The following is an 11,903-nucleotide window of genomic DNA, read 5'->3' on the forward strand; positions in this document are numbered from 1 at the left end:
CAGCAATGTTACCCAAAAATCCTAATAGACCTATCGAAATCAGGAGTTTTTTTTAACATTCCAGTTTCATCGTAAATTCCTAAACCACGATGTTTGTAACTTTCAATTATAATTTCACTTCCGACACAAATAATTTTATCTTCAGTTTCTTTAAAAAATACTTCTTGAAATTGCTCAACCATTTTTACAACTTGCAAGTCATTTAACCAAATGCCTTCAATTGCCAATCTGTTTTCAAAAAGCAATATTTTTTTATCATTCGTTTTAATGTAAATGAATTCGAAGCCTTGGTATTCGTTTGAATATGCGCATTCGTATAAATTTTCCGTTTGTCTGATGTCTGTTTTCATAATAAACACTGCTGCTAACCACGGTTTGGCGCAACCGCTGGTCTGATTAATAATTAAATTTTGTTATCACGAAGTCGCATTTTCCTAGCGGAAAATACTCGGTTCGCTTTGTCGCGGCTTCGCCAAGCCGTCGCCCGTTAATTCCATTTTGTTTCATTGGGAGCGCATGAAACGCCACCAAATAAAAGATTACTGATAAATTCAAATGTTTTGTTGGCTAATTGTTTCATGCGCTGGGGTTTGGTTTAATGGTGTTACGTCAACGTATCACGTTAACGGGTTGTTTGTATTACGTTAACGTGATGCAACGTGATTGCTACGAGAATAAATCTATTTGTGCAGGTTCTTTTGGTTTTTCAGGATTAACCTCCGGGTGATGAACGTGATTTGTATTGAGATAAATTACCGCTTGATCTGATAATACTTTCCAATTTGGGTAATAAAAATCCAGTGTTCTAATGGTTCGGGTTTCACCGTTGGTTAGCATTTCATAAACGACTCGATCTTGTGTGAAAAAATGACTGTGGTTTGCGGTTTTTTCTACTTTCATACTAAATCCTTTAATTGTTTATCTAAATCAATCCTTAGTTTTGTCGTTACGTGCTTGGTGTATAAATCCCTGTCGGCACGATGGAAGTTGCAGCATTTTAATATGGTTGCAGCTTGACTGACGGTGAAACTAATATTATATACTTCTTGGCTTTGTTCTATTTTATTTCTAAGCACGAAATACAAACTATTTACTATGTCAAATGTGATGATGGTATTCAGGAAATCGGTAGTCAATTCCTTTATGGCTACGTATTTATTAAAAATATCTAGTTCAATTTGCAATACTTCTAAATCTTTGAAGTGTAAATTTTTGACTGTTACTTTTGTCATGATGGGCGTTTGAGTTCATGAATTAATTCACCGTTTTCAAAAAACTGATAGACTTGCACCCGGTTTACGGCTTCGGTTGCTTTAAACCGTTTAATCATTCCGTTTATGATTTCCATGTTAGGCCTTTTGTTTAACGAAATGAAGGAGTGCCAAGTGATATTATTCTCATTAGGTGGCATTAAAGCCACCATCTTGATTTTACTGATCCCGTTTTGATAGGCTGGCATCGCTACGCTTTTTTGAGTTGTCTGCGAACGGTACTGGCTTCTTTTTTTAATTGTTTGTAGTCATACACTGCTTTAGCTTGTGTTTTTGCATAAATGACTACGTTACCGCCTTCAAATTCAAATTTTCGCATTCCGTTAGCGAGTGCTTCAGTTGTTTTTTTCTTGATTAACACACCTGCTTTGGCGTTGAGCCACATATTTTTTAACATGGTCCAGTTCAGGGACCAACATAAAAAAGCAATAAAAAGAAAAGAAAGAAAATACGATGCGTAGTTTAATAGTTGTAAATACATGGTTTAATGGTGTTTGTGGTTTATAAATAATTTTTTATGATTCTCCTACGGTGACAAATCCAGTTAAGCATATTACTGCGACTCGGCTAAAGGTGTCCCATTCGCCAGGATTGAAATTCCATTCGTAAAAACAGAATATGATGTAAAAAAATACTAATGGGAATACTATAATTTTTACTTTCTCGAAGATTTTTTTTAGTAATTTCATGGTTAACAGGTGTATTGGGTTGCAGCACGTTTTTTAATTGAATTTGTTATTTCTTGCATGTAGTTTGCAGGTAAATTATCTTTCACGTAGGTGATTAGTTCCTCAATCGTGATTTTGTTGTTAAAAAATCTACTTTCGATAGCATGGTATTTGTTAGAATAATTAATTTTTGCTTTTCTGATTGCGGCATTTTTTTTGATTATTGCGGCTTTAATAGGCTGTTTTTCTTTCTCTTTCAGGTGTTTTAGGTAGGCTTTTTTAGTATAACCAAATCCAATTTCTTTTTTATCAGTTCTCGTTTTATCCAGGTAATCATGCGGATTTAATGGTCGCCAATTTCTTTTTAGGAACCATCGTTGTGCAAAATTGATTCTCCAAACCCATTCTTTCAACTTGTCTACCATCATATCCTTACTAATCAGGAATTTACCGTTCCCATTACTTACATAAAATTCATCTTCAAATAAAACTAATGCTTTTTGGTACGTTCCGGCATAAGGTGTTGAACCTCTGTAAATTCGGGATAGGTATTTGAAAAATTCATGCTTCACTAATTCCATTTTTTCAGGACGGGTAAGTGTTCCGCTGTAGGCTTCTTTCTCTAAAACTTCAAAATCAATGCGTTTGTAATTGTGAAATTCACCAGATGCTAAGCGAGTTGCAAGGTTTTTGTCGGCCAAGGTGTGATTTCTTAAAAAATCAGTTCTATTTTGCGAAACTTTAACATTTGCCGGCGCGGCCCCAAGTTTGCTTTTTTCATCTTGCGCTTGGATGTTCTTGTAAAAAAAAGACGGAAGGCCAGCCGCAGGCGTTCCTAAAACAGGAAAATCGGCTTGTCCGTTTTCTGTATTATCAACTTTTATTGAAGTTCTTGTAAATGCCTTGTTTTTATCTGTAAACTCTTTACTAGTTTGAGGGGTAACGGCTTGATTTTCAGTGTTAGTGAAATTCCCTGTTTTAGCATCAAAAAGAACTAAAATTTTTGGCGAAAAATGCATTTTAACCCCTTTTTTATGACCTGCAAAACAATAGTGGGTAAAGAACCCGGCTCGTTCCAGTTTGCGTCTGTGGTTGCGCACGGTGGCGTTGCAAACGGGTAGTGAATAAACGAAAGTTTCGGTATCGTTTTGACGTTCTAATGCTGTGACGTGATAGCTATTAGCGTCAAAAGGTCGCACGGTGCTAGGTTCTGAAATGCTTAATTTCATGTACTCTTTAGTATATTGAGCCAGTTGTTTAGCGTACAGATGCAGGAGGTTTTCAAAAACTTGCTCTGAAGGGTATTTTAACGTTTCTTCTTTTCTTTTTTTAAGCAGCATGCCACGATCATTATTGAATTCTTCCACTAAAAGGTTGTATTCTTTAGCTTCGTATTTCAATTTTTTTTCTACTAGTTTAACATTTTTAAGAAAAAGCAACGGGAATTGTTTTTGAACTTCGTTGAGTTCTCCGGCACAAAAATTTTCAACTTGTGCGTTGTATTTCTCAATTTCTTCGTTTAGGGCTTCAACTCTGTTGTTGTGTATGGCTCTTTCTAGTCTAAAATTATCCATTGTCATTGCTCTAGCTTCTTTGGTTAGCATTGGCCAACAAGCAACGACTGGAGACAAATCTTTGATAACTTCCTCAAAAATTACTTTCTCAGGTCTTTTGGTGGGTGTTTTTTTAGATTGGTAAGCAGGTTTCACGCTAACGTTCCCGTTAGCGGGATTCCCAAAAATATTGGCTTGGAATAAGCTGCCAATACTTTGTGATTGGTTGGTTCTTGATTGCATTATAGTGGTTGGTTTAATGGTGTGGTTTAGGTTTTGCTATAAAAGCTTTTTTTGAATTTTATTTAAAAAATCATTTATTTTTTCTTTAAATTCTTCTTGAGAGGTTTCTTCCCAATATCCATTTTCATAATACGTAACATCATTGATTATACTAAATGCTTCTTTAGTTACAAGATTTTCAATATATAATAAAATCCCTGTAGCATGTTTTTTTTCTACTTTTTCACATTTGAAATGATATATACCCGGTGGCTTGAATTGGTGATTTTCTAAAGTTTGTATATAACTTTTCCCTTCTTGAAATGTAATTAGTGCAGGGTTATTTTTCATTTTTTTAGGTTTTAAAGGTTTTTAAAAAATTCTATTATTTTTAGTTCTTGTTCAGCTGTAAGTTTGCTTTCGAGGTACGCATACACTTTTATTTTTCTTACGTACGGAGGTTTTTCCATGTGAGTAATGCAAGCGCTTTCTTTTATTTTTACTACTACCATTTTTAGGCTTTAATTTGGTTCGTATTTTGAGAATGCTTCTTCAAATAATTCTAATACTGCCAGTTGTTCTGTTTCGTACAAAAGACTATTGTAATCCTCTCTAAAAAGTTCTTCGTCTTTGGTTTGGTCAATATGATTATTGTGAATTCGATAAGCACAATCTTTAGCGTCTACCATTATTCTGTATAAAAACTTTTTTGAATCCATAAATGTCCATAACCATCCACTGATGATTATTCCAATTAAGTTTCCTTTTATAAGAACTGTATCCCCTGTTTTAAAATTTTGGACGGGATCAAGGATTATGTTTAACTTTTTTTCTTCTTCCATTTTTTAGGTTTTAATTTGGATTTAAAATTTTAAAATCATCATTCAAGGCTTGGCATACATGGTAGTAACTTTCACCGTAATATATTTTTGCGTCAGCGTTTAGCTTTTGAAAAATGGAGCGCAATTCCTGATCCTGTATACCCAGTTTGTTCATTCCGTATAGCAGGAAAAACAACTGTTCAAATTCTTTGGAGGCTAGAGCGAGTTGCATTTTAAGGCTGTGTTATTGGCGCTCCGTATGAAACGGTTTTAAATTGAGCCTTCAACTCTTTCAAAAAACGATCCACGCAATCAGTTGTGGTATGAGACATTCTAAACCCACTTAAATAGTAATTTTGATATGCAGAAATTACGTGTCCAGCGTTGTCATTTCCAAACTTGTAATTATAGAAGTTGCAATAAAATTCTATTCGATGTTTCAAGTAAATCAAACCTCTTTTTGGTGTTGGTTGATAATTTACAAGAAGATCAAATTCTTGTCTAAATTTTTCTTGTCCTTTTGGCGTAATGTGATACACCTTTTGTTCGAAAACTTCTCTTTTTGAAGCGTAACCATCTATAACTAATTTTTCAAAAACTTCACAATTTGGAACCTGAAAAAAATTCCTGTAGAATTCTTTTGGCAATATTTTGTCTTTAAGTTGGTGCGACATTACACTTTCAAAAAGTTGAATACCTAAGCTATGAGATATTTTTTTCATTTCTTCTACGGTAAATAAAATTTCAGTATTCATAGGTTTTAGGTTTTTAGTAATTAGAATGAATAACGTTAGGTTTTGTAGCGAACAGTAAATATATTTTTTCGGGACATTTTACTTTTAGGTTGTTGTCCAGGACTAATTCAAATCTTCTACTATCACGAGTAATTACTTCCCTAGCATCCACTGGATAGGTTTTTTCGATTAAAACATATAAAAGCGGTTCGGATTTTGATATTTTTTCTTTATATTTTTCAAACTCTAATGCAGCATTGAAAATGCTTCTTTCTTCTTCGTCTAGTCGTTTTTTTTGAAGATTCAGGTTGTCGAAATGGTTTTTAACGAAAGTCTCGAATTTTAAAGGAACGGTTTTAAGATGCGTTCCGTCAACGAGTACTTTTGTTCCTCGTTGCTGTCTTACCATCGTAAGCTCCATTAGTTCGAGTAAACTAATTCATTAACAAGCGTGTTGATTTTGTCTTCGTCAATTTCGGCTTGGACTAAATCGCCGCAAATATTGGCGCATATTGAAATCACTTCGTTTTTTTCCATATTGAAAATATCAATTTGGTTGTCAAGAATAATGATTGCTTTGGGAGTGTTTAAAATCTTACAGGCTAATTTTAGTCTTACTGTAAAGCTTTTGAAGACAGAAACTAAGTTTTCTTCAAGTGGTAATGTTGGATTTTGCATAATTCTAGGTTGGTTTAATGGTGATTAAATATGAGAAAGGCGGTCTATTTCTTCGCTTTGTACTTCGATATTTATTTTGAAGTTTGAAAGTTTTTTGACTACAATTCGTCTTTGTTCGTTTAGGTAATTTAACGTAGGCTTTAAAACTTCCTGATTGTGATTTACAACCAACACTTCTATACTTTCGATAGCGGTATTAAAATCGTCTATTTCTTCTATTAATGCTTTTATGGACATGGTTGGTTGGTTGGTTTAATGGTGATAAAAAATGCAAAGGGCTTGGTATGCGTTGAATTAGTAGATAATCATTATATAGAAATTCGGGTAAGAACGTATTTGCCTTTGCAATTATTTAATGGTCAGAACGTGTAACCTTTCAGTACCGGTTTGGGAACCTAAAACCCGCCCCGGAACTTCTAGGGAATTATGCAAGTTTACCTTGCGCTTGGATGCTGTGTATTTCTCTCACGTACTGCATGCAGTTTTCGAACGTTGGGAAAATTGTTTTAGGTTTTATTCTTTTTGGCTTACAATTTGCTACTGGTTTTTGTAGCTTTTCAAATTCAGCAATAAATGCCGCCATGTCCTCCGGAGAGAACGACTGAACGATATTTAGTACTGATGTTGATAATATTGTAGACATATTTTTTTATCTTTGTATAGTCGGGGTGGTTCCTGGCAAATTTTACCTTCCGAAAGGTTGGTTTAATGGTGTGAGAGGGCTTGGTCGCCCTCTCTCTTTTTTTGGCTTACTTTGAAAGCTAAATTTCTTCGTCTTTCTTTTCTTTCACTCACCGCGAAATCAACAAATATTCCCACCGCTGCAATAAACCCCGCTATTAGGATTATGGTTGCAAAACCTTCAAAATTATTATTTTCTAAATATTTCATTCTTTGGCACGGTTTTATGTGTTTTTAACACTTTTAGGAAGGGGTTTCTGATAACTTGAATTTGATAAAATCTGCTTAATTGTTCCATGCGATATTCCATGCTCGGCTTGAATAATATCTAAACGTTGGTCACGGGTTAGTTTTGGAGTTTTTTGTAATTTCAACTCTTGTGACCTCGCTTGGATGGCTTCTTTTCGTTGTTCATAAAACTCTTGATGGTTCATTTTGTTTGCTTTTAAATTATAAATGTTTTAATTTTCTGAAACAAAGAAAGTAATAAAAAATAGAATTATTCTATTTTTTATAGAATTATTTATAAAAAAATAGAATTAATTTTTTAAATCGTTGTTTTTCAATGATTTAATTCCTGTTAAAATGATGATAAAAAACTACATTTCCGTTAATATTCTATATTTATTAAAAAAATCAAATCTTTCACAAGAAGATTTTGGTAATTTTTTTGAATTAGGAAAAGGTTTGATTTCAAATTATATTCACGAAAGAGCACTTCCTAAAGTTGAGACAATCCAAAGAATATGTTTACACTTTGAAATTTCAATTGATGATTTTATAAATGCAGATTTATCAGCAGCAAAACCATACGCAACAAAACACGGTGAATTGTTGTATTCTAATGAGAAAGAAAGTCAGCCGTATGTAATAAGTCCTAAGTACGTGGAGTTACTTGAAAAATCCATAGAGGACAAAGACAAGATTATAAAGGCTCTTGAGGAAAAGATAAATCCTGAGAAAAGCAAAACAGCATAAAATCTTTATGCGTGTTGTGTATGTTCGAGAATTAAAATAAACCCAAATTATAAATTATGAAAAAATTACTACTTGCAGGAATGCTATTATTTAACCTGGTTATTTTTGCTCAATCCCAAAAATGGGAGCCGGCCGAGGAAATAACCGAGAAATCAACAACCGATAAAGAATATAATTATTTAACTAGAGGATTGTCTATTCAAGAAAGCAGCGGACTAGATATTATTGCTGGTTATCGTTTGACGCCTTGTATTATAAACAGGACTTTTGATAATAAACACATCTTTAATGTTTCTTATTTAGTTGATACAAAATCTAATTTGTTAAAAGGAATTTCTGTAGTAATAAATTCAAAAATGTATAGTAATAAAATTTATTTATGTATTCCAATTAAGAACGGTAAGCTAATGCTACAGCATCAAAAAATAATTGCTTCTCTTATAAGTCCTGTATCTACTTATTACTCATTTGTTATGGAGGAATGTTTTGCAACACTTGCTGTTCCTCAAGGATACTAATTAGCATTAAAAAATAAATAGAAAATAATTTGGCACGCGAATTGAGTATATTCGTACAAATTAATTAACCAAATTATATCAAAAAAATTATGAAAAGAATTATTTTCAGTGCTGTTTTATTAGCGAGTATTTCAGGATTTGCACAAGAAACCGCCAGCGTGAATGTTAGTGCAAATGCTGCAACTGCATCAGTAACTTTAAACGAAGGATCAATTATTAAAGTGGCTTTAAATGACGACATAAGCGGTAAAGAGGTCAGTGTGGGTCAAAAAATTAATTTCAGTCTTTCTGAGGACATTATACAAGGGAATTACATTGTATTAAGAAAAGGTTTGAAAGTTGTGGGCACTGTTACCGAAGCTGCAAAGTCTAAAGGACTGGGTAAAAAAGGTAAATTGTCATTTTCTATTGATTACCTGTATCTTGAAAATGGTAAAGTAGTGAAGCTAAGAAGCGACATTACAAAAAAATTAAATGGTAGCGGTGCTTTGGTTGCCACTACTGCGGTTTTATTAACTCCACTAGCTTTATTTGTAAAAGGTAAAAATGCCAAATACGAAAAAGGTGAGGTTTTTGAGGCTTATGTAGACGAAAATACAACAATTTAACGCACCTATTAGCGAGCCTATTTATAGGAAGTTCTTAAAAATTCTGATAAAATAAGGAGTTGAAAAACAGTTAGTTATGTTTTTCAATTAGTACAAAAATGACGTTCACAGAACTTAAAATCCAGTGAACAGCAATGTTCGTGCGGGTTCAAGTCCCGCTCTGAGTACTAAAAAAGCTTCAAACTATGTTTGGAGCTTTTTTTATTAAACAATTTTTTAAATGTATTTTATTTATATAATTTATTCTAAAAAATTAGACAGATTTTACGTAGGAACTACGGATGATGTCGAAAAAAGATTGGGTGAGCATAATTCAGGATTTTATAGCGAAGCTTTTACGGTAAAAGGAGCTCCTTGGGAGTTGAGTTTAAGTTTTGAATGTGAATCGAGTCAAAAAGCATATGGATTAGAGAAGTTTCTGAAAAGAATGAAATCTAGGGTTTTTTTGGAGAAAGTAATAGTTGGTCCGGATATCTTATTAGATATTCAAAATAAATTATAATGTTCTAACGGGTTCAACTCCGAAGCTTCGGAGCCGCTCTGAGTACTAAAAAAAGCTTCAAACTATGTTTGGAGCTTTTTTTATTTTATAATAAATCCATTTAGATTTTACTGTATTAATTACAAGTGTTTAAAAGTGCAGTGCTTTTAGTGTTTGTGTAATTTTAAAATAATCATCATCATTACGGTTTTGACTCTAATGATATAATTCATTTCAGGGATAGTATGGGGGCTTTTGTGATTAGTAAAAGAAATAATGATGAGTATAAATTTGTTTTCACTTCTAGAAAGGGAAAAATTATTTTTACAAGTTTAAGTTATGAACTTAAGTTTGAGTGTGAAGAAGATATTGAAAAGTTAAAAGCGGATATTGGATCAGCTGATTTTTTAAAGTTTAAGTCTTCCGGCGGGAAGTACTTTTTTAAATTGATGATGGAAGGTAGTCATTTTGCAACGAGTAGAAAATATACTACTTCATTAAGGCTTCAAAAAGGAATAAGTGAAATTGTGCTTTACGGTTCAAAGTCGGAAATATTAGATTTTTCAGAAAATGATTTTATTTTTATTGATTAAGATTAAGAAATACTGATTTGTATAAAAAAAGAGAGCAATTGTACGTACAATTGCTCTCTTTTTTTGGTTATCTATTCATGATTCTTAGTAAAGGTCATTATAGATAATTAAAAAAGCCATCTCGCATAGCGGATGGCTTTAAAATTTTTAGAATTTGAGTTCTAATTATTTTGCAGCTTCAGTAGCAGTAGCAGCAGCATCAGTTGCAACAGCAGCAGCAGAATCAACAACAACAGCAGCAGAATCAACTACAGCAGCAGCAGAATCAACAACAGCAGCAGCAGAATCAACTACAGCAGCAGCGTCCTCAGCAGGAGCGTCAGCTTTTTTACATGATACAACAGTCAAAACAGCAACAACAGCTAAACTTAAAAATACTTTTTTCATCTTAATTTAATATAAAAGGTTAATTATTAATTCGTGGCAAAGATATAAATTTTTTAATATGTAAAATATTTTTTTATTTTTTTTTTAAAAAATAATATTTAAGACCAACATTTCCATTCGTATCAATTATTATGCCATAGGATCAATTATGCGAAACATATAGCACTAATTTAATGAATAATACTCCTGCAGGCTTTATGTAAGCCAATTTTAACTTATATCTGTCCAGTTTTGGTACTAATTAAAAAAAATATTTAACAAATGGATTATTGGAATAAAAATGTTTTTTTTTTGATTATTTGTTTAGCAATAACGTTTTTAGTGTGAAATAATACTGGACAGCGATGAGTTTAAATTTTGGAAATGGTATTCATAATCACATTTGTGGCACCTTTATTCATTTGTACAAAAGTACCGCAAATATGTCCTCTTTCGTGTCGTTCTACCTCGTTTAGAATTAAGTTTGTAAAAGCAGTATTGAGTTCCTTTTTATTGGAGACAGAAATACAGCCTTCCAGATTCACTAGAGCAGTTGCTTCGGCAAAATGGGAGTAGTTTAGGCCTATAACTATTGGAACACCAAAAGTCGAAGGTTCAAGGATATTATGTACACCAGGATTCCCAAAACCACCGCCAACATAAGCAATGTCGGCATAACTATATATTTTGGTCAAAATACCAATCGTATCAATGATAAAAACATCGAAATCAGCTAGATTCTGTCCTTCTTTTTCAGAGAATAAAACGGTTTTTTTAGTGATGCTGTTTTTTAATTGCTGAATTTGTTCTTCTTTAATATTATGTGGCGCAATTATAAATTTGACATTTAATGTATTCGAATTAATAAAATCCACTAATAGATTTTCGTCTTTTGACCAAGAACTACCAATGACAATTGTTAACGTATCATTTTTAAAATTGGCAATGAAATCCAAAGTATTGTCTTTTTCTAAAATTGCTGCAACCCTGTCAAAGCGGGTGTCTCCAGAAACGGCTACATTGGTTTTACCTAATTCTAGTAATAATTTTTTAGAATTTTCATTTTGAACAAAAAAATAAGTAAATGTATCCAATGCTTTTCTATAAAAACCACCGTACCATTTAAAGAACATTTGGTTCTCTCTTAGAATGCCAGAAATTAAATAAGTTGGTGTGTTTTGTTTTTTAAGTTCACTCAAATAATTCAGCCAATATTCATATTTAATGAAAAACACTAAATCCGGGTGAATGAGTTTTAAAAATTCCTGTGCATTTTTTTTAGTGTCCAAAGGCAGGTAGACCGTAAGATCAGCAACGGTGTTGTTTTTACGTACTTCATAACCCGAAGGGGAGAAAAAGGTAACGACGATTTTGTGAGAAGGAAATTGCTCTTTTATTTTTTCAATCACGGGTAAGCCTTGCTCATACTCGCCTAAGGAGGCAGCATGAAACCATATTGTTTTATCCGTAGGTTTTATTTTTTGTTCCAAAACAGGAAAAACCAGTTTCCGACCTTCAACAAAAAGTTTGATTTTTGGGATGAAAAGTGCTGTGATTTTTAATAAAAAACCAGCAATTTGAACAATTAGATTATATAGAAAAAGCATCATTGAAATTTTGTGGCTAAAATACGTTTTCTTTATATTAATTTCTTCTGAAAGAAATATTTAAATTTTGGTAGTCAGGAACCCACTTTTTTATTTCATTGGAATAATATCTTTTTTAATGTGG

The 11,903-nt window shown here is 32.7% G+C and carries 23 protein-coding genes; 5 read left to right on the plus strand and 18 right to left on the minus strand.

The window, feature by feature from the left end:
• Positions 1 to 8: 8 nt before the first annotated feature.
• From ACM55F_RS10080 to ACM55F_RS10155, 16 genes are all read right to left on the minus strand, one after another.
• Complete coding sequence (locus tag ACM55F_RS10080) at positions 9 to 350, minus strand: hypothetical protein (protein WP_416853673.1); 342 nt, start codon at positions 348 to 350, stop codon at positions 9 to 11.
• A 316-nt stretch (positions 351 to 666) separates the two neighbouring features.
• Complete coding sequence (locus ACM55F_RS10085; RefSeq protein WP_416853674.1) at positions 667 to 900, minus strand: hypothetical protein; 234 nt, start codon at positions 898 to 900, stop codon at positions 667 to 669.
• Positions 897 to 1,232, minus strand: coding sequence for a hypothetical protein (locus ACM55F_RS10090; protein ID WP_416853675.1), 336 nt, complete (start codon positions 1,230 to 1,232; stop codon positions 897 to 899). The genes ACM55F_RS10085 and ACM55F_RS10090 overlap by 4 nt, the downstream gene beginning before the upstream one ends.
• Complete coding sequence (locus ACM55F_RS10095) at positions 1,229 to 1,459, minus strand: hypothetical protein (RefSeq protein ID WP_416853676.1); 231 nt, start codon at positions 1,457 to 1,459, stop codon at positions 1,229 to 1,231. The genes ACM55F_RS10090 and ACM55F_RS10095 overlap by 4 nt, the downstream gene beginning before the upstream one ends.
• 2 nt (positions 1,460 to 1,461) lie before the next feature.
• Positions 1,462 to 1,752 carry a hypothetical protein gene (locus ACM55F_RS10100; protein WP_416853677.1) on the minus strand — a complete coding sequence of 97 codons (291 nt, stop codon included), beginning with the start codon at positions 1,750 to 1,752 and terminating at the stop codon, positions 1,462 to 1,464.
• Positions 1,753 to 1,962: 210 nt separating this feature from the next.
• Entirely contained in the window at positions 1,963 to 3,735 is a 1,773-nt protein-coding gene (locus tag ACM55F_RS10105) for a hypothetical protein (RefSeq protein ID WP_416853678.1), read from the minus strand.
• Between the two features lie 36 nt (positions 3,736 to 3,771).
• Positions 3,772 to 4,065: a hypothetical protein gene (locus tag ACM55F_RS10110; RefSeq protein ID WP_416853679.1), complete on the minus strand. Its 294-nt coding sequence runs from the start codon at positions 4,063 to 4,065 to the stop codon at positions 3,772 to 3,774.
• Between the two features lie 170 nt (positions 4,066 to 4,235).
• The gene (locus ACM55F_RS10115) at positions 4,236 to 4,556 is read right to left on the minus strand and encodes a hypothetical protein (RefSeq protein WP_416853680.1); all 321 of its coding nucleotides are present in this window, start codon (positions 4,554 to 4,556) and stop codon (positions 4,236 to 4,238) included.
• A gap of 10 nt (positions 4,557 to 4,566) precedes the next feature.
• Positions 4,567 to 4,767: a hypothetical protein gene (locus ACM55F_RS10120; protein ID WP_416853681.1), complete on the minus strand. Its 201-nt coding sequence runs from the start codon at positions 4,765 to 4,767 to the stop codon at positions 4,567 to 4,569.
• Position 4,768: 1 nt separating this feature from the next.
• Positions 4,769 to 5,290, minus strand: a complete 522-nt coding sequence (locus tag ACM55F_RS10125; protein WP_416853682.1) for a hypothetical protein — start codon at positions 5,288 to 5,290, stop codon at positions 4,769 to 4,771.
• A gap of 13 nt (positions 5,291 to 5,303) precedes the next feature.
• Complete coding sequence (locus ACM55F_RS10130) at positions 5,304 to 5,690, minus strand: hypothetical protein (RefSeq protein WP_416853683.1); 387 nt, start codon at positions 5,688 to 5,690, stop codon at positions 5,304 to 5,306.
• A complete protein-coding gene (locus tag ACM55F_RS10135; RefSeq protein ID WP_416853684.1) occupies positions 5,690 to 5,947 on the minus strand; it encodes a hypothetical protein in 258 nt (85 codons plus the stop codon). The genes ACM55F_RS10130 and ACM55F_RS10135 overlap by 1 nt, the downstream gene beginning before the upstream one ends.
• 24 nt (positions 5,948 to 5,971) lie before the next feature.
• The gene (locus ACM55F_RS10140) at positions 5,972 to 6,184 is read right to left on the minus strand and encodes a hypothetical protein (protein ID WP_416853685.1); all 213 of its coding nucleotides are present in this window, start codon (positions 6,182 to 6,184) and stop codon (positions 5,972 to 5,974) included.
• A 187-nt stretch (positions 6,185 to 6,371) separates the two neighbouring features.
• Complete coding sequence (locus ACM55F_RS10145; RefSeq protein WP_416853686.1) at positions 6,372 to 6,590, minus strand: hypothetical protein; 219 nt, start codon at positions 6,588 to 6,590, stop codon at positions 6,372 to 6,374.
• 62 nt (positions 6,591 to 6,652) lie between these two features.
• Positions 6,653 to 6,838 (minus strand): hypothetical protein, encoded by a 186-nt coding sequence (locus tag ACM55F_RS10150; RefSeq protein WP_416853687.1) that lies wholly within the window; start codon positions 6,836 to 6,838, stop codon positions 6,653 to 6,655.
• A gap of 14 nt (positions 6,839 to 6,852) precedes the next feature.
• Positions 6,853 to 7,062, minus strand: coding sequence for a hypothetical protein (locus ACM55F_RS10155; protein ID WP_416853688.1), 210 nt, complete (start codon positions 7,060 to 7,062; stop codon positions 6,853 to 6,855).
• Positions 7,063 to 7,213: 151 nt separating this feature from the next.
• Between ACM55F_RS10155 and ACM55F_RS10160 the strand changes: the two genes are divergently transcribed.
• The 5 genes from ACM55F_RS10160 to ACM55F_RS10180 all read left to right on the plus strand — a co-directional run bounded on the left by ACM55F_RS10160 (position 7,214) and on the right by ACM55F_RS10180 (position 9,806).
• The gene (locus ACM55F_RS10160; protein ID WP_416853689.1) at positions 7,214 to 7,606 is read left to right on the plus strand and encodes a helix-turn-helix domain-containing protein; all 393 of its coding nucleotides are present in this window, start codon (positions 7,214 to 7,216) and stop codon (positions 7,604 to 7,606) included.
• Between the two features lie 56 nt (positions 7,607 to 7,662).
• Positions 7,663 to 8,124 (plus strand): hypothetical protein, encoded by a 462-nt coding sequence (locus ACM55F_RS10165; protein WP_416853690.1) that lies wholly within the window; start codon positions 7,663 to 7,665, stop codon positions 8,122 to 8,124.
• Positions 8,125 to 8,213: 89 nt separating this feature from the next.
• On the plus strand, positions 8,214 to 8,732 hold the full coding sequence (locus ACM55F_RS10170; protein WP_416853691.1) for a hypothetical protein: 519 nt from the start codon (positions 8,214 to 8,216) through the stop codon (positions 8,730 to 8,732).
• A gap of 220 nt (positions 8,733 to 8,952) precedes the next feature.
• Positions 8,953 to 9,234, plus strand: coding sequence for a GIY-YIG nuclease family protein (locus tag ACM55F_RS10175; RefSeq protein WP_416853692.1), 282 nt, complete (start codon positions 8,953 to 8,955; stop codon positions 9,232 to 9,234).
• A gap of 224 nt (positions 9,235 to 9,458) precedes the next feature.
• Positions 9,459 to 9,806, plus strand: a complete 348-nt coding sequence (locus ACM55F_RS10180; RefSeq protein ID WP_416853693.1) for a DUF1508 domain-containing protein — start codon at positions 9,459 to 9,461, stop codon at positions 9,804 to 9,806.
• Positions 9,807 to 9,971: 165 nt separating this feature from the next.
• Here ACM55F_RS10180 and ACM55F_RS10185 read toward each other — a convergent pair whose 3' ends face one another.
• Together ACM55F_RS10185 and ACM55F_RS10190 are read right to left on the minus strand one after the other, a co-directional pair.
• Positions 9,972 to 10,193 (minus strand): hypothetical protein, encoded by a 222-nt coding sequence (locus ACM55F_RS10185; protein WP_416853694.1) that lies wholly within the window; start codon positions 10,191 to 10,193, stop codon positions 9,972 to 9,974.
• A 350-nt stretch (positions 10,194 to 10,543) separates the two neighbouring features.
• Positions 10,544 to 11,779, minus strand: coding sequence for a 3-deoxy-D-manno-octulosonic acid transferase (locus ACM55F_RS10190; RefSeq protein WP_416853806.1), 1,236 nt, complete (start codon positions 11,777 to 11,779; stop codon positions 10,544 to 10,546).
• Between the last annotated feature and the right edge of the window lie 124 nt (positions 11,780 to 11,903).

Source organism: Flavobacterium melibiosi (assembly GCF_048158545.1).
In the GTDB taxonomy this organism is placed as follows: Bacteria; Bacteroidota; Bacteroidia; order Flavobacteriales; family Flavobacteriaceae; genus Flavobacterium; species Flavobacterium melibiosi.

What these genes read in the sequence shown, in the direction of transcription:
- ACM55F_RS10110 (WP_416853679.1), bottom strand. Translation starts at nt 4,065, where the DNA reads ATGAAAAATAACCCTGCACTAATTACATTTCAAGAAGGGAAAAGTTAT.
- ACM55F_RS10100 (WP_416853677.1), bottom strand. Translation starts at nt 1,752, where the DNA reads ATGTATTTACAACTATTAAACTACGCATCGTATTTTCTTTCTTTTCTT.
- ACM55F_RS10105 (WP_416853678.1), bottom strand. Translation starts at nt 3,735, where the DNA reads ATGCAATCAAGAACCAACCAATCACAAAGTATTGGCAGCTTATTCCAA.
- ACM55F_RS10175 (WP_416853692.1), top strand. Translation starts at nt 8,953, where the DNA reads ATGTATTTTATTTATATAATTTATTCTAAAAAATTAGACAGATTTTAC.
- ACM55F_RS10155 (WP_416853688.1), bottom strand. Translation starts at nt 7,062, where the DNA reads ATGAACCATCAAGAGTTTTATGAACAACGAAAAGAAGCCATCCAAGCG.
- ACM55F_RS10090 (WP_416853675.1), bottom strand. Translation starts at nt 1,232, where the DNA reads ATGACAAAAGTAACAGTCAAAAATTTACACTTCAAAGATTTAGAAGTA.
- ACM55F_RS10095 (WP_416853676.1), bottom strand. Translation starts at nt 1,459, where the DNA reads ATGCCAGCCTATCAAAACGGGATCAGTAAAATCAAGATGGTGGCTTTA.
- ACM55F_RS10125 (WP_416853682.1), bottom strand. Translation starts at nt 5,290, where the DNA reads ATGAATACTGAAATTTTATTTACCGTAGAAGAAATGAAAAAAATATCT.
- ACM55F_RS10180 (WP_416853693.1), top strand. Translation starts at nt 9,459, where the DNA reads ATGGGGGCTTTTGTGATTAGTAAAAGAAATAATGATGAGTATAAATTT.
- ACM55F_RS10080 (WP_416853673.1), bottom strand. Translation starts at nt 350, where the DNA reads ATGAAAACAGACATCAGACAAACGGAAAATTTATACGAATGCGCATAT.
- ACM55F_RS10120 (WP_416853681.1), bottom strand. Translation starts at nt 4,767, where the DNA reads ATGCAACTCGCTCTAGCCTCCAAAGAATTTGAACAGTTGTTTTTCCTG.
- ACM55F_RS10160 (WP_416853689.1), top strand. Translation starts at nt 7,214, where the DNA reads ATGATGATAAAAAACTACATTTCCGTTAATATTCTATATTTATTAAAA.
- ACM55F_RS10085 (WP_416853674.1), bottom strand. Translation starts at nt 900, where the DNA reads ATGAAAGTAGAAAAAACCGCAAACCACAGTCATTTTTTCACACAAGAT.
- ACM55F_RS10165 (WP_416853690.1), top strand. Translation starts at nt 7,663, where the DNA reads ATGAAAAAATTACTACTTGCAGGAATGCTATTATTTAACCTGGTTATT.
- ACM55F_RS10185 (WP_416853694.1), bottom strand. Translation starts at nt 10,193, where the DNA reads ATGAAAAAAGTATTTTTAAGTTTAGCTGTTGTTGCTGTTTTGACTGTT.
- ACM55F_RS10150 (WP_416853687.1), bottom strand. Translation starts at nt 6,838, where the DNA reads ATGAAATATTTAGAAAATAATAATTTTGAAGGTTTTGCAACCATAATC.
- ACM55F_RS10115 (WP_416853680.1), bottom strand. Translation starts at nt 4,556, where the DNA reads ATGGAAGAAGAAAAAAAGTTAAACATAATCCTTGATCCCGTCCAAAAT.
- ACM55F_RS10130 (WP_416853683.1), bottom strand. Translation starts at nt 5,690, where the DNA reads ATGGAGCTTACGATGGTAAGACAGCAACGAGGAACAAAAGTACTCGTT.
- ACM55F_RS10190 (WP_416853806.1), bottom strand. Translation starts at nt 11,779, where the DNA reads ATGCTTTTTCTATATAATCTAATTGTTCAAATTGCTGGTTTTTTATTA.
- ACM55F_RS10140 (WP_416853685.1), bottom strand. Translation starts at nt 6,184, where the DNA reads ATGTCCATAAAAGCATTAATAGAAGAAATAGACGATTTTAATACCGCT.
- ACM55F_RS10170 (WP_416853691.1), top strand. Translation starts at nt 8,214, where the DNA reads ATGAAAAGAATTATTTTCAGTGCTGTTTTATTAGCGAGTATTTCAGGA.
- ACM55F_RS10145 (WP_416853686.1), bottom strand. Translation starts at nt 6,590, where the DNA reads ATGTCTACAATATTATCAACATCAGTACTAAATATCGTTCAGTCGTTC.
- ACM55F_RS10135 (WP_416853684.1), bottom strand. Translation starts at nt 5,947, where the DNA reads ATGCAAAATCCAACATTACCACTTGAAGAAAACTTAGTTTCTGTCTTC.